16 protein-coding genes are annotated in these 17,537 nt (G+C 71.7%); 11 read left to right on the top strand and 5 right to left on the bottom strand.

All coding sequences use genetic code 11. The features are described 5' to 3' along the window. Both ABZ842_RS19620 and ABZ842_RS19625 read left to right on the top strand, forming a co-directional pair. Nucleotides 1–93, top strand: a 93-nt coding sequence (locus ABZ842_RS19620; RefSeq protein ID WP_361538296.1) for an electron transfer flavoprotein subunit alpha, incomplete at its 5' end; no start/stop codon positions are given. A 145-nt stretch (nucleotides 94–238) separates the two neighbouring features. Continuing rightward, a complete protein-coding gene (locus ABZ842_RS19625) occupies nucleotides 239–1,543 on the top strand; it encodes an aldolase/citrate lyase family protein (protein ID WP_361538041.1) in 1,305 nt (434 codons plus the stop codon). 66 nt (nucleotides 1,544–1,609) lie between these two features. Here the strand turns inward: ABZ842_RS19625 and ABZ842_RS19630 are convergent, their stop codons facing one another. After that, complete coding sequence (locus ABZ842_RS19630) at nucleotides 1,610–1,894, bottom strand: hypothetical protein (RefSeq protein WP_361538043.1); 285 nt, start codon at nucleotides 1,892–1,894, stop codon at nucleotides 1,610–1,612. Between the two features lie 192 nt (nucleotides 1,895–2,086). Next, entirely contained in the window at nucleotides 2,087–3,064 is a 978-nt protein-coding gene (locus tag ABZ842_RS19635) for a LacI family DNA-binding transcriptional regulator (RefSeq protein WP_361538298.1), read from the bottom strand. Nucleotides 3,065–3,289: 225 nt separating this feature from the next. Here ABZ842_RS19635 and ABZ842_RS19640 point away from each other — a divergent pair, with 225 nt between their 5' ends. The 5 genes from ABZ842_RS19640 (at nucleotide 3,290) to ABZ842_RS19660 (ending at nucleotide 9,302) form a co-directional block, all read left to right on the top strand. Further along, on the top strand, nucleotides 3,290–4,249 hold the full coding sequence (locus tag ABZ842_RS19640) for an ROK family protein (protein WP_361538045.1): 960 nt from the start codon (nucleotides 3,290–3,292) through the stop codon (nucleotides 4,247–4,249). Nucleotides 4,250–4,617: 368 nt separating this feature from the next. Then, a complete protein-coding gene (locus ABZ842_RS19645) occupies nucleotides 4,618–5,910 on the top strand; it encodes an ABC transporter substrate-binding protein (RefSeq protein WP_361538047.1) in 1,293 nt (430 codons plus the stop codon). A gap of 162 nt (nucleotides 5,911–6,072) precedes the next feature. Next, entirely contained in the window at nucleotides 6,073–7,080 is a 1,008-nt protein-coding gene (locus tag ABZ842_RS19650) for a sugar ABC transporter permease (RefSeq protein WP_361538049.1), read from the top strand. Next, a complete protein-coding gene (locus ABZ842_RS19655) occupies nucleotides 7,077–8,003 on the top strand; it encodes a carbohydrate ABC transporter permease (RefSeq protein ID WP_361538051.1) in 927 nt (308 codons plus the stop codon). The genes ABZ842_RS19650 and ABZ842_RS19655 overlap by 4 nt, the downstream gene beginning before the upstream one ends. A gap of 183 nt (nucleotides 8,004–8,186) precedes the next feature. Beyond that, a complete protein-coding gene (locus ABZ842_RS19660) occupies nucleotides 8,187–9,302 on the top strand; it encodes an NUDIX hydrolase (RefSeq protein ID WP_361538053.1) in 1,116 nt (371 codons plus the stop codon). A gap of 96 nt (nucleotides 9,303–9,398) precedes the next feature. Here the strand turns inward: ABZ842_RS19660 and ABZ842_RS19665 are convergent, their stop codons facing one another. Further along, nucleotides 9,399–10,754 carry a dipeptidase gene (locus ABZ842_RS19665; RefSeq protein WP_361538055.1) on the bottom strand — a complete coding sequence of 452 codons (1,356 nt, stop codon included), beginning with the start codon at nucleotides 10,752–10,754 and terminating at the stop codon, nucleotides 9,399–9,401. A gap of 94 nt (nucleotides 10,755–10,848) precedes the next feature. Between ABZ842_RS19665 and ABZ842_RS19670 the strand changes: the two genes are divergently transcribed. Next, nucleotides 10,849–12,228, top strand: coding sequence for a geranylgeranyl reductase family protein (locus ABZ842_RS19670; RefSeq protein WP_361538056.1), 1,380 nt, complete (start codon nucleotides 10,849–10,851; stop codon nucleotides 12,226–12,228). Nucleotides 12,229–12,476: 248 nt separating this feature from the next. Here ABZ842_RS19670 and ABZ842_RS19675 read toward each other — a convergent pair whose 3' ends face one another. Then, nucleotides 12,477–12,989, bottom strand: coding sequence for a nitroreductase family deazaflavin-dependent oxidoreductase (locus tag ABZ842_RS19675; RefSeq protein ID WP_361538058.1), 513 nt, complete (start codon nucleotides 12,987–12,989; stop codon nucleotides 12,477–12,479). Nucleotides 12,990–13,260: 271 nt separating this feature from the next. Between ABZ842_RS19675 and ABZ842_RS19680 the strand changes: the two genes are divergently transcribed. The 3 genes from ABZ842_RS19680 (at nucleotide 13,261) to ABZ842_RS19690 (ending at nucleotide 16,052) form a co-directional block, all read left to right on the top strand. After that, nucleotides 13,261–13,974, top strand: a complete 714-nt coding sequence (locus ABZ842_RS19680; protein ID WP_361538060.1) for a TetR/AcrR family transcriptional regulator — start codon at nucleotides 13,261–13,263, stop codon at nucleotides 13,972–13,974. 180 nt (nucleotides 13,975–14,154) lie between these two features. Further along, nucleotides 14,155–15,390: a sensor histidine kinase gene (locus ABZ842_RS19685; protein ID WP_361538062.1), complete on the top strand. Its 1,236-nt coding sequence runs from the start codon at nucleotides 14,155–14,157 to the stop codon at nucleotides 15,388–15,390. Then, nucleotides 15,387–16,052 (top strand): response regulator transcription factor, encoded by a 666-nt coding sequence (locus tag ABZ842_RS19690; protein ID WP_361538064.1) that lies wholly within the window; start codon nucleotides 15,387–15,389, stop codon nucleotides 16,050–16,052. Before ABZ842_RS19685 ends, ABZ842_RS19690 begins: the two co-directional genes overlap by 4 nt. A gap of 55 nt (nucleotides 16,053–16,107) precedes the next feature. Here the strand turns inward: ABZ842_RS19690 and ABZ842_RS19695 are convergent, their stop codons facing one another. After that, complete coding sequence (locus tag ABZ842_RS19695) at nucleotides 16,108–17,373, bottom strand: MFS transporter (protein ID WP_361538065.1); 1,266 nt, start codon at nucleotides 17,371–17,373, stop codon at nucleotides 16,108–16,110. Nucleotides 17,374–17,537 lie beyond the last annotated feature (164 nt).

The following is a 17,537-nucleotide window of genomic DNA, read 5'->3' on the forward strand; positions in this document are numbered from 1 at the left end:
CCGATCTTCGACCTCGCGGACTACGGCGTCGTGGGCGACCTCCACACCGTCGTCCCCCAACTCACCGACGAAATCAACACCCACAAGGGCTGAACGACGCTGCACACCGGAGCCGCACGGCCGACCAGCCGTGCGGCTCCGGCCGTTACCGGGGACCATTGACGGAGGTCAGAGCCGCCGACTAGCTTCGCCATGCGGATTGTTGATTCCGTTCGGCGGAAACGGGAGGCGTGCAGCGATGGGTCCACGGAAGCAGCCGGCAACCACCTTCGACAAGGCAGTCACGAGCGCCGTCGGCGCCGCCCTCGCGTCGGTGGACGCCGAACTCGCCCGCCGCTACCCCGGGGACCCCGGCACCCGCCAGCCCGTCCACACCGTCTACGTGCCCGGTGAGACCTTCACCGCGGACACCGTTCGCACCTGGGGTGACCGCGCGCTCGCCGCGCTCGACGAACACGCCCCGGACGCGGCATCCTTCGCCGCCGCCCTCGACCTGCCCGACCATCTCGCCGAGCCGGTGCACGGCCGGGTGCGGGCCAAGTTGGAGCGCGAGCCGATCGAGGACCTGCGCATCGACTTCGAGGACGGGTACGGCGGCCGTACGGACGAGGAGGAGGACGCCGACGCGGCCCGGGCCGCGCTGCTGGTCGCCGAGGCGTACGCGAACGGCACCGCCGCCCCGTACACGGGCATCCGAACCAAGTGCATGGAGGCGGCCGTGCGCGACCGGGGCGTACGGACCCTCGACGTCTTCCTCACCGGGCTGGTCGAGCACGGCGGGCTGCCGGACGGGCTGGTGCTCACCCTGCCCAAGGTCAGCTACCCCGAGCAGGTCACCGCGATGGTGCGGCTGTTGGAGGCGTTCGAAGAGGCGCACGGCCTCGACGCCGGCCGGATCGGCTTCGAGATCCAGATCGAGACGAGCCAGGCGATCCTCGCCTCAGACGGCACCGCGACCGTCGCCCGGCTGATCCGCGCCGCCGAAGGGCGCGCCACCGGACTGCACTACGGCACCTTCGACTACAGCGCCTGCCTCGGCGTCAGCGCGGCGCACCAGGCGAGCGACCACCCGGCCGCCGACCATGCCAAGGCGGTGATGCAGGTGGCTGCGGCAGGCACCGGCGTACGGGTGTCGGACGGCTCCACCAACGTGCTGCCCGTGGGACCCACCGCACGGGTCCACGAGGCGTGGCGGCTCCACTACGGCCTCACCCGCCGCGCGCTCGCCCGCGCCTACTACCAGGGCTGGGACATGCACCCCGGGCACATCCCCACCCGCTACGCGGCGGTGTTCGCCTTCTATCGCGAGGGCCTGGACAAGGCCGCCGCGCGGCTCGCCGCGTACGCCAGCCGGGCGGGCGGCGACGTCATGGACGAGCCCGCCACGGCGAAGGCGCTGAGCGGATTCCTGCTCCGCGGCCTGGACTGCGGCGCGCTCGACCTCGACGAGGTCACCGGGCTCAGCGGCTTCGACCGGGCGGGCCTGGAAGCCTTCACCTCCCCGCGCCGCACCGCACCGACCGAGGCGCGACTGGGCGGGTGAGACGGCGGGCGCCCGCGACCGGGGCGGGTCGCGGGCGCCGTCGTGCGTCGTCGGGGTCGATGAGGGTCAGGGGCGCCAGATGGACAGGTCGTATCCGCCGAAGGCGTTGGGCGCGCAGTCGAAGTAGGACGCGCCGGCGTTCATGACCGCCCACTGGCCCGCGTACGCGCAGGCGCCCAGGGACGAGTAGCTGCCCCATGAGACCCATCTCAGCGGCTGGACGTCGGATGCCGGTGCGGCGCTGGCCGTGCCGGTGGCCGGGGCCGCTTGGGCAGCCGGAGCGGCCATCAGTCCGGCACCGGTCAGGGCTGCGGCGACGGCCGCCGTGGCGAACATCTTGCGTAGGGACATGACGTGGAGCCCTCCCTCTTCTCGGGCCGTCGGAGCCCGCGCCCCGATGGCTGGAAGAAGATTGGTCCAGACCTATTCAGCGAGACAACGGGAAGTTCACATTCCATGGCTAATTGGCTGATACGTGAAGGATCTGGCTGATAATGTGCGCATCCCGTGAAGACGGCGTCGGGTGGCTCTCGTTGGAAGGCCCTAGCCCGGCGGGATCTCGCCCGAGCCGCGGGGGATCAGCCGGGTCGCCAGCGTCAGTTGGGTCGGCTCGTCCTCGATCCCGTCGAGCCGGCGGAAGAGACGTTCCGCCGCGGTGCGGCCGAGCAGCGCCGCGTCCTGGGCTATGACGGTGATCCCGAGGAGGTCGGCGAGTTCGATGTCGTCGAAGCCGACCAAGGCCGCCTCCGGGCGGCGCCCCGCCAGGGCCCGCACCGCGGTCACGGTGACGCGGTTGTTGCCCGCGAAGACGGCGGTGACCGGCTCCGGTCCGCTCACCATCGCGTCGACGGCGGCCCGGACCCGCTCGGGCGCGGTCGACCCCAGCGAGATCCAGGCGTCGGCGACCGCGAGTCCGGCGTCCTCCATGGCCGCGCGGTAGCCGCGGAGGCGTTCGACCGCGGTGTGGATGCGGGGCTGGTCGCCGATGAAGCCGATCCGGCGGTGGCCGTGCGCGATCAGATGGGCGACTCCGGCGCGGGCCCCGCCGAAGCTGTCGGAGAGGACCACGTCCGCCGAGATCCGGCCCGGCGGACGGTCCACGAACACGGTGGCCACGCCCGCCTTGATCTCCGGCTCCAGATAGCGGTGGTCGTGGCCGGCCGGAATCACGATCAGCCCGTCCACGCGGCGGGCGCACAGCGCGAGTGCCAACTCCTGCTCGCGGTCGGGGTCCTCGGCGCTCGAACCGTTGATCAGCAGGGCGCCGTGGGCGCGGGCCACCTCCTCCACGGCCCGGCTCAGCGGCCCGTAGAAGGGGTCGGCGAGGTCTTCGAGCACCAGGCCGACCGAGGCCGTGCGTCCCTTGCGCAGCACGCGGGCGCTGTCGTTGCGGCGGAAACCGAGGGAGTCGATGGCTTCTTGGACCCGGCGCTCGGTGTCCGGCGTCACCCCCGGCTCCCCGTTGACGACCCGTGAGACGGTCTTGAGCCCGACGCCCGCACGCGCCGCCACGTCCTTCATGGTCGGCCGATTGCCGTAGCGCCGCTCGGGAGCGCGGGGGCGGCCGGACGCAATGGAAGAACGATTGGTTTCGGCCACGGTGCGCAGTCCTGTCGTCGTACGGCGTAAGTGGAAGTGCAGCGACGAGCATAGGCCCTGGACAACGTTGTCAGGTGAATGGAGACTGGTGGCCCATCAGTAGGCACCATCAGCAGGTACGGCAAGCCACGGGGGGACCACACACCGATGCATACGGAGCTCGTCGCCGCGCTGGACATCGGCGGCACCAAGATCGCGGGCGGACTGGTGGACGGCGCCGGTCGCGTACTGCTGCGGGCGCAGAGACCGACCCCCGCCCGGGAGGACGCGGAGACCGTCATGGGCGCCGTCGACGCGGTCGTCGCCGAGTTGACGGCGGCGCCCCCGTGGCGGCGGGTGAGCGCCGTGGGCATCGGCAGCGCCGGCCCGGTCGATGCGTCGGCGGGCACTGTCAGCCCGGTCAACGTGCCCGGCTGGCGCAACTTCCCGCTCGTCGCGCGGGTCCGTCGGGCCACCGGCGGGCTGCCCGTCGCGCTCGTCGGCGACGGCGTGGCGATGGCCGCGGCCGAGCACTGGCAGGGCGCGGCGCGCGGCTACGACAACGCGCTGTGCATGGTCGTCTCCACCGGGGTCGGCGGCGGTCTCGTCATCGGCGGCCGGCTCCACCCGGGGCCCACGGGGAACGCCGGTCACATCGGTCACATCAGCGTCGACCTGGACGGCGACCTGTGTCCGTGCGGTGCGCGCGGCTGCGTCGAGCGCATCGCCAGCGGGCCCAACATCGCGCGCCGGGCGCTGGAGGGCGGCTGGCGGCCCGGCCGGGACGGGGACGCCTCGGCCGCCGCGGTGGCCGCCGCCGCCCGCGCGGGCGACCCGGTGGCCACCGCCTCCTTCGCCCGCGCCGCCCAGGCGCTCGCCGCCGGCATCGCGGCGACCGCGACCCTCGTCGAGATCGAGATCGCCGTCGTCGGCGGGGGAGTGGCGGGCGCGGGCGACGTCCTGTTCGCCCCGCTCCGGCGCAGCATGCGCGACTACGCCACGCTCTCCTTCGTCCAGGACCTCGCCGTCGCGCCCGCGCTGACCGGCGCCGATGCCGGTCTGGTGGGGGCCGCTGCGGCGGCGCTGCTCAGCAGGGCGGGCGAGACGACGGCCGCGATCGGCGGGTGATGCACGAGCCCTGCCCGAAGGCTGCGCCCGGACACCCGTCGGCGGTATTTCCGGGCCGTGTGCTACCTGGGAGTACGACGACCAGCGCTCCGACCACTCCAGGTACTGGTTGACGATGGAAAAGGTGATATGCCGTCACTCACCTTCATGGGCCTCTTCGTTGAGGTGTGTTTGACTCTGTTGAAATAGATGCGATAACGGTTGCCCGATCTCGCGCCGGAACCCTTGACGGCGCCCTTCTGGGGGAGTGAGATCCAATCCTCGCGTTCGTTTGTGTTGGGTTGGACCCCTGAGGAGGGGACATGGCGCACGCCTGGCTTGACCGGTCCCGCGGTTCATCGGTGCCCGGAAGTGTGACAAGTCATCGGATGTCACGCCGGAGCCTGTTACGCGGCGCGACGGTGGGTGCGGGAGCCGTCGCCCTGCCGTCGCTCCTGGCCGCGTGCGGCAGCGGCCCGGGCGGTGACGGCAAGACCGTCACCCTGGGCTCCAACTCCTCGGACTCCGTGCCGAAGAAGGCCTTCGCGGACGCCTTCGCCGCGTACGAGAAGCAGTCCGACGGCCGGAAGGTGAAGGTCAACACCGTCGACCACAACACCTTCCAGGAGAACATCAACCGCTACCTCCAGGGCAAGCCGGACGACGTCTTCATGTGGTTCGCGGGCTTCCGCATGCAGTTCTTCGCCAAGAAGGGCCTGCTCCACGACATCAGCGACCTGTGGGCCGGCTACGAGGGCTTCTCCGACGCACTCAAGGCACAGTCCACGGGCGAGGACGGCAAGCAGTACCTCACGCCGTACTACTTCTATCCGTGGGCCGTCTTCCACCGGAAGAGCCTCTTCCAGAAGTACGGCTACACCGCGCCGAAGACGCTCGACCAGTACCTCGCCCTCGCCCGCCAGATGAAGAAGGACAAGCTCGTCCCCATCGCCTTCTGCGACAAGGACGGCTGGCCCGCGATGGGCACCTTCGACTACATCAACATGCGGACCAACGGCTACGAGTTCCACAAGGCGCTGATGGCCGGCGAGGAAGCCTGGACCGACCGGCGCGTCAAGGACGTCTTCGACACCTGGCGCAGCCTGCTGCCGTACTGCCAACCGGGCGCCAACGGACGCACCTGGCAGGAGGCGGCGACCAGCCTGCAAAAGCGCGAGACCGGCATGGCGGTCTTCGGCCTGCCGCACCCCGGCGCCCAGTTCCCCGAGGCCGACCGGCCCGACATCGACTTCTTCCCCTTCCCCGAGATCAACCCCGAGCACGGACAGCAGGCGGTGGAGGCCCCCATCGACGGCTTCCTGATGGCGAAGAAGTCCAAGGGGCTGAAGAACGACAAGACCCTCGCATCGGCGAAGGACCTGCTGCGCTGGCTGGCCACGGGCAAGGCGGAGGACGTCTACCTGGCGAGCGACCCCAACAACATCGCCGTCAGCGACCGGGCGGACACCTCGGCGTACACCCCGCTCCAGAAGAAGGCCGTGGAACTGGTCGGCGGCGCCCGGCAGATCTCCCAGTTCCTGGACCGCGACACCCGGCCCGACTTCTCGTCGACGGTGATGGTCCCCGCGATCCAGAGCTTCATCAACGACCCCAAGGACGTGGACGGGCTCGTCAACAGCATCGAGAAGCAGAAGAAGACCATCTTCGCCAGCGATGCGTAGGGCGTGCCGGGAAGCGCACTCCCGGACACCGCAGGACCGGACGCCGGGCGCTCGGACACCGGGTGCCCGGGTCCCGTGCGTCCGGACACCAGGTGCCCGGACAGGGGGTGCCCGGACGCTCAGCAGTCCGACAGCCGGACGTGACCGACTTGGAGTCTGCCCGTGCCGCTGACGCGAACCACCGGAGGACAGCCACCGCAACCCCCGGACCCCGCGGCCCGTCGGTCGACGGATTCGCGCACCTCGGCGCGTGGCTCGGCGCGACGCAGGCGCAGCCGCCCCGCGCGCCGGGGCCCGCGCCGCTACACCCGCCGCGACGTCGCCGTCCTCGGCGTACTCCTCGGCGTGCCGATCTTCCTGGACGTCGTCATCATCTGGGGGCCCACGCTCGCCTCCGTCGTGCTCTCCTTCACCAGTTGGGACGGCATCGGCGACATCACCTGGGTCGGCACGGACAACTACGAGAACCTGCTCAGCAACTACCCGGTGTTCTGGCCCGCCGTCGGCCACAACCTCCTGTGGCTGGCCTTCCTCGGGCTCGTCGCCACCCCCTTCGGGCTGCTGCTCGCCGTACTGATCGACCGCGGGGTGCGCTTCAGCCGCTTCTACCAGTCCACGTTCTACATGCCGGTCGTGCTCTCGCTCGCCGTCGTCGGCTTCATCGCCCAACTGGTCTTCTCCCGCGACCAAGGGGCGCTCAACGCGATCATCGGCGACGAGCAGAACCCCACCGACTGGCTCGGCGACCCCGACCTCAACCTCTGGATGATCCTGCTGGCCGCGGCCTGGCGGCACACCGGCTACGTGATGATCCTCTACCTGGCCGGGCTGAAGGCCGTCGACCCCACCCTCAAGGAGGCCGCGGCCATCGACGGCGCAAGCGAGACGCAGACCTTCTTCCGGGTCGTGCTGCCCACCCTGCGCCCCGTGAACGTCCTGATCGGCGTCATCACCGTCATCGAGGCGCTGCGCGCCTTCGACATCGTGTACGCCGTCAACAAGGGCAGGAACGGCCTCGAACTGCTCTCCGTGCTCGTCACGGACAACATCGTCGGCGAAGCCAGCCGCATCGGGTTCGGCTCCGCCATCGCCGTCGTGCTGCTGCTGTTCTCGCTGGGCTTCGTGGTGACGTTCCTGGTCCAGGAGATCCGTGGGGAGAAGAACCGATGACCGCCACCGCACCCCACTCCGCCGCCCACGACACCGGCGGCGCCGCCCCTTTGCCGCCGCGCCGGCGCCGGGTGCGCCCCGGCCGTCTCGGCGTCCACGCCTTCCTGGCCACCGTGTCGCTGGCCTTCCTCGCGCCGCTGCTGCTCGCGGTGTACGCCTCCCTGCGGCCCTACGACGAGACGTCCGAACACGGCTACTTCTCCCTCCCGAAGAAGCTCTCGTTCGACTACTACCAACAGGCGTTCAGCGACTCGGGCATGACGAAGTACTTCGTCAACACCCTCCTGATCGCCGTGCCCGGGGTCGTCGTCACGCTCTTCTTCGCGTCCTTCGTCGCCTTCGCCGTGTCCCGGCTCTCGATGCGCGGCTCGATCGCGTTGCTGATGGTGTTCACCGCCGGGAACCTGCTGCCCCAGCAGGTCATCGTCACCCCGCTGTACGTGCTGTTCAACCGGATCCCGCTGCCGTACTGGATGTCCGACTCGATGACGATGTACGACTCGTACTGGGCCGTGCTCGTGGTGAACATCGGCTTCCAGATCGGGTTCTGCGTCTTCGTCCTCGCCAACTTCATGCGCACCCTGCCGCAGGAGATCCAGGAAGCGGCGGTGGTGGACGGAGCGGGGGTGTGGACGCGCTACTGGCGCATCACGCTCCCCCTGTGCCGCCCCGCCCTCGCGGCCCTCGGCACCCTCCAGTTCACCTGGATGTACAACGACTTCCTCTGGGCCCTGGTCTTCATCTCCGACGGTGACAAACTCCCCGTCACCTCCGCCCTCAACAACCTGCGCGGCCAGTTCTTCACCGACTACAACCTGCTGGCCGCCGGCTCCGTCATCGTCGCCCTGCCCACCGTCCTGGTGTTCCTGCTGCTCCAGCGGCACTTCATCGCCGGACTCACCCTCGGCTCCAGCAAGGGCTGAGCACGCCCCCCGCGCCCGGGGCACACGCTTTACGTAAGGTGAGACGCTTCACCACCCCCGCCGCCGACCGACCGGGACGGCGGCCCGGACACATGTCGACCGGTGACGGCCACGATGTTCGGGTCGGGTTACGCGGTGGGGCGTTGTGGGCAATCCACTGTGGGCGAGGGAAGAGGGGGAACCGTGATCGTCTGGATAAACGGTGCGTTCGGTTCGGGCAAGACGACCACCGCAGGCGAACTGGTGGAGCTTGTTCCGAACAGCACGCTGTACGACCCCGAGCTCACCGGCGCGGAACTGCACCGACTGTTGCCGGCCAAGCAGCTCGACGAGGTGGACGACTACCAGGACCTGCCCATCTGGCGCCGGCTCGTGGTGGACACCGCCGCAGCCATGCTGGCGCAGCTCGGCGGCGTGCTGGTGGTGCCCATGACCCTGCTGCGCCAGGAGTACCGGGACGAGATCTTCGGCGGGCTCGCGGCGCGCAGGATCCCGGTACGGCAGGTGCTGCTGAGGCCAGATGAAACGATCCTGCGGGCGCGGATCGAAGCCCGGGGAGAACCTGAAGCCAGGGGAGAACTCGAAGCCCAGGGGGAACTCGAAGGCCGAGCGGCGAACGGCGCCGACGGCGACACCGCGGAAGCACGCGGCCCCGGCGCGGGACCGGTGCGGCGCCAGTGGTCGTACGACCGCATCGAGCCCTACCGCACCGCCCTGGAGTGGATCAGCGACGACGCCTTCGTCATCGACAACGGCGCCCTCGACCCCCGGCAGACCGCGCACCGCATCGCCGAAGCCGTGCGCACCGGTGAAGCGCCCGTCTGCACCATCGTCCAGACGCCCGAACCCGTGGCCGAAACGCTCGCCGCCGGCGTCCTGCTCTTCGACGACGCGGACCGGGTGCTGCTCGTCGACCCCACCTACAAGCCGGGCTGGGAGTTCCCCGGCGGGGTGGTGGAGCCGGGGGAGGCGCCCGCCCGGGCCGGGATGCGGGAGGTCACCGAGGAGTTGGGCCTCGCGCTCGACCGGGTGCCGCGGCTGCTCGTCGTCGACTGGGAGCCGCCGAGGCCGCCCGGCTACGGCGGGCTGCGGCTGCTCTTCGACGGCGGGACGATCGGCAGCGCGGAGGCCGAACGCGTACGGCTGCCCGCCGACGAACTGCGCCGCTGGCGCTTCGTCGGCGAACGGGAGGCGGCCCGGCTGCTGCCGCCCCCACGCTACGAGCGGCTGCGCTGGGCCCTGCGGGCGCGCGAGCGCGGCGTGGTGCTCAACCTGGAAGGCGGAGTCCCCGTCGGCTGAGCCCGGCGCCCGGGCCGTACCGCCTCGTGAACCGTCGAAGCCCCGCACGCTGCGGCGCACCGACCCGCCCCGAGGCGTACGGCCCGGGCCCGCCGGCTATTTCGTCGCGAAGTTCCGCAGGAACAGCGCCTCCGTCAGCGACAGCTGCTCCAGCTCCTCGGGCGAGACGGACTCGTTCACCGCGTGGATCTGCGACGCTGGCTCGCTCAGTCCGATCAGCACGATCTCCGTCTGCGGATACAGCTCGGTGAGCGTGTTGCAGAACGGGATGGACCCGCCCATGCCGGCCACCTGCATCTCCTGCCCCGGGTACGCCACCCGCATCGCGTCCGCCATCGACGCGTACGCCGGACCCGTGGTGTCCGCCCGGAACGGCTGCCCCATGCCGACCTGCTCGATCGACACCCGGGCGCCCCACGGCGCGTGCGCACGAAGGTGCGCCGTCAGCAGCCGGGTCACCTCGTTCGCGTCCTGGCCGGGCGCCACCCGCAGGCTGACGGTCGCCCGGGCGCTCGCCTGCACCGACGGGGTGGCGCCCACCACCGGCGGGCAGTCGATGCCGATGACGGACACCGCGGGCCGCGCCCACAGCCGCTCGGCCACCGTGCCCGACCCGATCAGCTCAACGCCGTCCAGCACCTTGGCGTCCGCGCGGAAGGAGTCCTCCGGATACGCCAGCCCCTCCCACGGCTGATCGGCCGTCAACCCGTCGACGGTCGTCGAACCGTCCTCGGCACGCAGCGAGTCCAGCACCCGGATCAGCGCGGCGAGCGCGTCCGGCGCGGCCCCGCCGAACTGGCCGGAGTGCAGATTGCCCTGCAACGTGTCGATCCGCACCCGCAGCAGCGTCATCCCGCGCAGCGTCGCCACGACCGTCGGCAGGCCCGTCTGAAAGTTCCCGGAGTCGCCGATCACGATGACGTCGGCCGCCAACAGATCGGGGTGCTGCTCCGCGTAACGCTCCAGGCCGCCGGTGCCCTGTTCCTCCGACCCTTCGAGGATCACCTTCACGCCGACGGGCACTCCGCCGTTCGCCTTCAGCGCGCGCAGCGCCAGCAGGTGCATGATGAAGCCGCCCTTGCAGTCGGCCGCGCCCCGCCCGTACCACCGGCCGTCGCGCTCGGTCAGCTCGAACGGCGGCGAGACCCAGGCGTCCGCGTCCAGCGGCGGCTGGACGTCGTAGTGCGCGTACAGGAGCACGGTCGGCGCGCCCTCGGGGCCGGGCAGGAATCCGTACACCGACTCCGTGCCGTCGGGGGTGTCGAAGACGGCGACGTCCTCGAAGCCCTCGGCCCGCAGCGCGTCCGCGCACCAGCGCGCGGCGGCCTCGCACTCGCTCTTCGGGAACTGCTCCGGGTCCGCGACCGAGGGGAAGGCCACCAACTCCGCCAGCTCGGTACGGGCCCGCGGCATGAGGGAGGCAACGGCCTCCGCAATCGTACGGTCGGACATGGGCACGCTCCTCGCGGGTGCGACGTTGGGAGTGGGTGTACGGCGAACGCGCGGTCGATCCTGCCACAGCGGGACGGTGGGGCCGCGCCGTAGGATGCCGTCGGAGAGCAGCGTGTACGTGTCGGATCGGGAGCGAAACCACATCGTGAGCAGCGAGAACGGTGTCACCGGGGCAGGAGCGGAAGAGCACGGGCACAGCGAGGCGGTGTGGGATGTCGTCGTGGTCGGCGCAGGGCCGGCCGGTGCGTCCGCCGCCTACGCGGCAGCAGTGGCGGGCCGTCGCGTGCTGCTGCTGGAGAAGGCGGAGCTACCGCGCTACAAGACGTGCGGCGGCGGCATCATCGGCCCGTCCAGGGACAGTCTGCCGCCCGGATTCGAACTGCCGCTAAGGGACCGGGTGCACGCCGTCACCTTCAGTCTGAACGGCCGGCTGACGCGTACGCGTCGGTCGAAGAAGATGCTCTTCGGGCTGATCAACCGCCCGGAGTTCGACGCACAGCTGGTCGAGCACGCGGAGAAGGCGGGCGCGGTGCTGCGCACCGGGGTCACCGTCTCCCGGGTCGAGCAGCACGGCGCGGCCGTGCCGGACCGGCGCACCGTCGCGGTGGTGACGACGGCGGGCGAGACGATCCTGGCGCACGCGGTGGTGGGTGCGGACGGCAGCGCCAGCCGCATAGGCGCCCACGTGGGCGTCAAGCTCGACCAGGTCGATCTGGGCCTGGAGGCCGAGATCCCGGTGCCGGAGCCGGTGGCCGAGGACTGGGCGGGGCGCGTCCTCATCGACTGGGGCCCGATGCCCGGGAGTTACGGGTGGGTCTTCCCCAAGGGGCGGACGCTGACCGTCGGGGTGATCTCGGCGCGCGGCGAGGGCGCGGCGACCAAGCGCTACCTGGAGGACTTCATCGCCCGGCTCGGGCTCGCCGGGTTCGAACCGGCCATCTCCTCCGGTCATTTGACCCGCTGTCGCAGCGACGACTCGCCGCTGTCCCGCGGTCGGGTCCTGGTGTGCGGAGACGCCGCGGGGCTGCTGGAGCCGTGGACCCGCGAGGGGATCTCCTTCGCACTGCGGTCGGGGCGGCTCGCGGGGGAGTGGGCGGTACGGATCGCGGAGGCGCACGACGCGGTCGACGCCCGCCGCCAGGCGCTGAACTACGCCTTCGCCATCAAGGCCGGACTCGGCGTCGAGATGGGGGTGGGGCGGCGGATGCTCGCCATCTTCGAGCGCAAGCCCGGGCTGTTCCACGCGGCGCTGACCGGGCTGCGGCCGGCGTGGCGCGCGTTCACGGACATCACGCGCGGTTCGACGACGCTGGCCGGCCTCGTCCGCGGGAGCGCGGTGGCGCGCCGCGCGTTGGAGACGCTGGACCGTCGCGCGGGGCGGGCGGGAGCCCGGCCGGCAGACGCTGTCGACGCGAACGGGGGCGACGACAAGGGCGATGGCAAGGGGGAGATGGAGCCGTCGAACACGGCGTAGCGGGGATGAGCCCCGGGTGAGCCGGGTCGGCCCTGGCCGGGCGGCGGGCGCGGGGCTTGGCGGCCGTGTCGCGGTGGGCACCTTCGGGTGGCTGCTGCGGCACGGCTTTCTTCGTGCCGGGCTGCTGATGCGTGTGGGGGCTTGTCGCCTGGGGGCTCGTGTGCGCGGTCGCCCTCGTGGCCGTGGTGGTGGTGGTGGCGGTGGCCGTGGTGGTGGTGGCGTTCGTGCTCGTCGTGTCCGTGTTCGTGTCAGTGCGACTCGTCGACGGCGATGCGGAAGACCGGGTGCCGGTGGGCCGCGGCCAGCAACTCCTCGTCGGTGGAGTTCGCGTCGACGTCACCGAAGAAGCGGCCGACCTCCCAGCCCCAGCGGCGCAGGTAGTCGCGGAGCAGGGCCGGCTTCTCCTCGTCGGTCAGCTCGACGGCGGTGAAGTGCCGGGTCTTGCGGCCCAGCACGAGCCGCCCGCCGCCGGCGGCCCGGAGGTTGCGGACCCACTGGGAGTGTCCGCGGGCGGAGACGAGGTAGGTGTCGCCCTCGTAGGGGAGCGGATTGACGGGGATGCTCCGCCACTCGCCGCTGGTACGGCCGAGGACGGACAGCTCGGCCGTGCCCATCAGGCTCACACCGCGCCGTGCGAGCCAACCGACCAGCCCATTGAGGGCGGCGTCGAAGCGGCCCGGCTTGATGTAGTGGCGGTGGCCCTTGGCCTGCCGAGGCTGGGTCTGAGGCTGGGCCTGGGGTGCGGTGGGCGTGTGAGGCATGGGGGGCTCCTGTGAATTTTGGTGTGCGCTTGTACGGCGCGCACGGTTGTGGTCGCCGAGGTGATGCCCCGCGACCGTCGGGCGGGGTGGTGCAGTGCTCTCTTCAGGGAGCGGTGCTCCAAATCGAGAGCACTGCTCTCGTTTGAGATCGCCGCTCTCGAACTGACTCCAGTCTGCATCGTCTGCCGCTCCAAAGCAAGAGCACTGCTCTCGCTTTGGAGCGCCGCTCTCGAAATTGGTCAGTGCTCTGAAGCGTGGAACACTGCCGACCATGACGTCGCTCCGTGGGGCCAGGGACCGGGCCCGTGTTGAAGTCACCGCCGCGATCAAGGACGAGGCCCGCAAACAGCTCGCGGCCGACGGCGCCGCGAAGCTGTCCCTGCGCGCGGTGGCCCGGGAGCTGGGGATGGTCTCCTCCGCCCTCTACCGGTACTTCCCGAGCCGCGACGACCTGCTGACCGCGCTCATCGTCGATGCGTACGACGCCATCGGCGCCGCCGCCGAGTCCGCCCTGGCCGCCGCCCCCGCACCCTCCTCGCGGGAGCGCTCCGTCCACGTCGCCCGTTGGACCGCGGTCTGCTCGGCGGTGCGCTCCTGGGCCCTCGCGCACCCCCACGAGTACGCCCTGATCTACGGATCGCCCGTGCCCGGGTACACCGCGCCCCAGGACACCGTCGGCCCGGCCGCGAGGGTCGGCAACGCCCTGATCTCGGTCGCCCGCGACGCGTACACCACCACCGGACTCGCGCTCCCGTCCCTCGACCCGGCCGTGCGCCCGGAGGCGGAGCGGCTGGCCGCACTGCTCTCCCCCGACCTGCCGCCCGCCGCAGCGGTGGCCTTCGTGGCGGCCTGGGCGGAACTCTTCGGGCTGATCTCCTTCGAGGTGTTCGGCCAGTTCAACCGGCTCGTCGAGGAACGGGACGCCTTCTTCACCCGGGCCGCGACCCGGCTCGCCCACGAGGTCGGCCTGGCCGAGCGCCCCTGAACCGCCTGGTCCGCTGTCCCCACGACCGCCGCGTCGACTGCAGCGGTGGTTGTGGCCGTTCGAAGAGCCGACCGCTACCTGGGTGCCAGCGGCGGTCCGGGCCGTACTGCCCAGGGAGTACGGGCGATCACCACATCGGGGTGACGCGGGGCGCATCCGCCCCGGTCTAGCGTTGCGGACATGGAACAGCAGCCCGACCGCGTCTGCGGTGGTCCCCCCTGGACGAAGGAGGACGGACCACCGTGGCTGCGGTCGTGGGCGCGGCGCCGGGCCGACGCCCGGGTGCCCTGGTCTTCCACCCTGCTGGTCGCCGTGTTCGTGCTGGTGGGCACCGCGTTCGCGGCCAGAGGGCAGGAGGGGACGCGGGAGTCCGTGGACGCGCTGGCGCGGACGCTGTTGGTGACGGCGTCGGCGTGCTTGTTGCTGCGCGTGCGCTGGCCCGTCGCCGCGCTCGTCGGCACGGCCGCGCTGGCCTCGGTCTATCTGGCCGCCGGCTATCCCTACGGCCCGGTGTTCGTGCCGGTGCTCGTCGCGGCCTTCTCCGCGGTCGTCGCGGGACACCGGCGCGCCGCCTGGTGGACCGCGGGTGCCTTCTGGGCGGGCCACGTCCTGCTCGCCCACTGGTGGTACGCGTATCTGCCGCCGTCCGGGGACGGTGCGGCGCCCTGGGAGCGGGAGCTGGTCTTCGCCGCCTGGATAGCGGCCGTGCTCGCGGGCTCCGAGCTGCTGCGGATACGACGCGCCGAGTGGGTCCGCGCCCAGGTCGAGCGTGCTGCCGCCGCCCGACGTCGCGCCGAGGAGGAACGCCTGCTGATCGCCCGTGAGTTGCACGACGTGCTGGCGCACTCGATATCCGTGATCAATGTCCAGGCCGGCGTCGGCCTTGCGCTCCTCGACCAGAATCCGGAGCAGGCGAGGGCGGCCCTGACGACCATCAAGGCGGCCAGCAAGGAGGCCCTCGGGGAGGTGCGGCAGGTCCTCGACAGCCTCCGTGCCCCGGGTGAGGCGCCGCGCGCCCCGGCTCCCGGACTCGACCGGGTGCCCGAACTGGTGGAGCAGGCGCGAAGCGCGTCCCTCGCCGTCGCCGTCGAGACGCGCGGCACGCCCTTCGCCCTGCCTCCCGGCACGGACCTGGCCGCCTTCCGCATCCTCCAGGAGGCCCTGACGAACGTCGTGCGGCACTCGGGCTCGCGCACCGCCCGCGTCCTGATCTCGTACGCACCCGGTCGCCTCACCCTGCGGGTCGCGGACGACGGACCGGCCAGCGGATCCGACACGGGCGGCAGTGGCAACGGCCTGGTGGGGATGCGGGAGCGCGCGGCCGGGCTCGGCGGCACGATCCAGGCCGGTCCGCGCCACGAGGGCGGTTTCGAGGTCTGCGCGGACCTGCCGGTGCGACGGAAGGAGACGGTGTGATCCGCGTCCTGCTCGCCGACGACCAACTGCTGGTGCGCGCCGGGTTCCGGGCCCTGCTCGACGCCCAGCAGGACATCGAGGTCGCCGGGGAGGCGTCCGACGGTCAGGAGGCGGTGCGCCTGGTGGGCGAGGTGCGGCCGGACGTCGTCCTGATGGACGTGCGGATGCCCGTGCTGGACGGGCTCGCCGCCACCCGTCGGATCACCGAGGACGGTCGGTTCGAGGAGGTGAAGGTCGTCATCCTGACCACCTTCGAGTTGGACGAGTACGTCTTCGAGGCGATACGGGCGGGCGCCTCGGGCTTCTTGGTGAAGGACACCGAGCCGGACGAACTGCTCCGCGCCGTTCGCGCGGTGGTGGACGGGGACGCCCTGTTGTCGCCCGGGGTGACCCGGCGGTTGATCGCGGAGTTCGCGGCCCGCTCCCGGACCCCTGCCGACGCGGGTCGGCTCGCCGAGCTCACCGACCGGGAGCGGGAGGTGATGGCCCTGGTCGGCATGGGCCTGTCCAACGAGGAGATCGCCCGCCGGCTGGTGGTGAGCCCGCTGACCGCAAAGACGCACGTCAGCCGGACGATGGTCAAGCTCGCCGCCCGCGACCGGGCGCAATTGGTCGTGCTGGCCTACGAGTCGGGGTTGGTGCGCCCCGGCTGGCTGGGCTGACCGCGCTCGGAAGGAGCCGGACCCATCTGCCCCAGGGCCTTGCACCGGGCCTGTCCTACGGCTCTTGCCGGGGCCCGGCCGGGTGGGGCGTGGTGTCGTCGTGGGGCGGCTCGGTGACGTTGCGGGCCGCGTAGGCGATCACGGCGGCGCCGATGGCGAGCGCGGCCACCGTCGTCAGGGCGAGGGGCAGCGAGAACCAGTCCGTGAGGAAGCCGATGGCGGGCGGCCCAAGCAGCATGCCGCCGTAGCCGAGGGTGGATGCGGCGGCGACCCCGCTGGGGCCGGCGAGGGCGCCCGCCCTCGCCACCGCCACGGGAAAGATGTTCGCGAGCCCGAGTCCGGCCACGCCGAAGCCCAGCAGCACCACCCACACCGTGGGTGCCAGGGCGCCGATGAGCATCCCGGCCGCCGCGGTCGTGCCGCCGGCGACCAGGGTGCGGGTCTGGCCGAGCCGTTCCAGTAGGAAGGTGCCCGACAGTCGGCCCACGGTCATGGCCAGGGCGAACAGGGCGTAGCCGAGCGCCGCGACGCCCGGGGTCGCGCCGAGGTCCTGTTCCAGATGGAGCGCGCCCCAGTCGGCCATGGCGCCCTCCCCGTACGCGGTGCACAGTGCGATCACCCCGAGGAGGACGACGAAGTTCCGGGTGCGTCCCACCAGTCGGCGCGGGCCGCCGCGGGGCGCGTCCGCGGACGGGCGCCGGGCGGCGGGCCCGGGCGCCCGCAGCAGCACCGGCGCGGTGACTGCGGTGACCAGCAGCCCGAGGGCGGCGAGCGACAAGAGGTGCCGGGTCGGCGACAGCCCGCCCGCGATGAGCGCCCCGAGCCCGGCGCCGACCATGCCGCCGAGGCTGTACGCGGCGTGGAACGCGGGCATCACGGGGCGCCCCACGGCCGCGACGAGGTCGACCGCAGAGCTGTTCAGGGACACGCTCATGGCACCGTAGGCGGCACCGAAGACCAGCAGCACCAGCCCCAGCGCGACCACATGGGGCATCAGCGGCGGCAGGGCGACGCCGAACGACATCAGGGCTGCACTGCCGACGGTGACCCGCAGGCTGCCGAAGCGGTGGCACAGGCGCCCGGTGAGCATCATCGTCACCACGCCGCCGGCCGAGACGCCGAGCAGGGCGAGGCCCAGGGCGCTGGCGGAGGCGCCGGTCTGTTCCTTGATGGCGGGAATGCGGACGACCCACCCCGCGAACAGGAAGCCGTCGAGGACGAAGAAGACGGTGAGTGCGAAGCGGAGGCGGGCCAGGGATGAGGGTGCGGCGGTGCGTGCAGGAAGGGACACGACCGACCGTATTTTGTTCAGGTCCGGCACAAACGCAGAATAGGTGTGATATCCGTTTCGGACAAGATGGCTGAGCGTTCCCGGTCGCTCCCTCCCGGTCGCGTCGGGACGATCGCCTGGCGAGAACGGGGAGCGAAGGGGCGGCCCGCCCCGGGGAGCGCAGCTCGACGGTGCGAACGGCAGGGATCGGCCTG

Source organism: Streptomyces sp. NPDC047315 (assembly GCF_040643215.1).
In the GTDB taxonomy this organism is placed as follows: domain Bacteria; phylum Actinomycetota; class Actinomycetes; order Streptomycetales; family Streptomycetaceae; genus Streptomyces.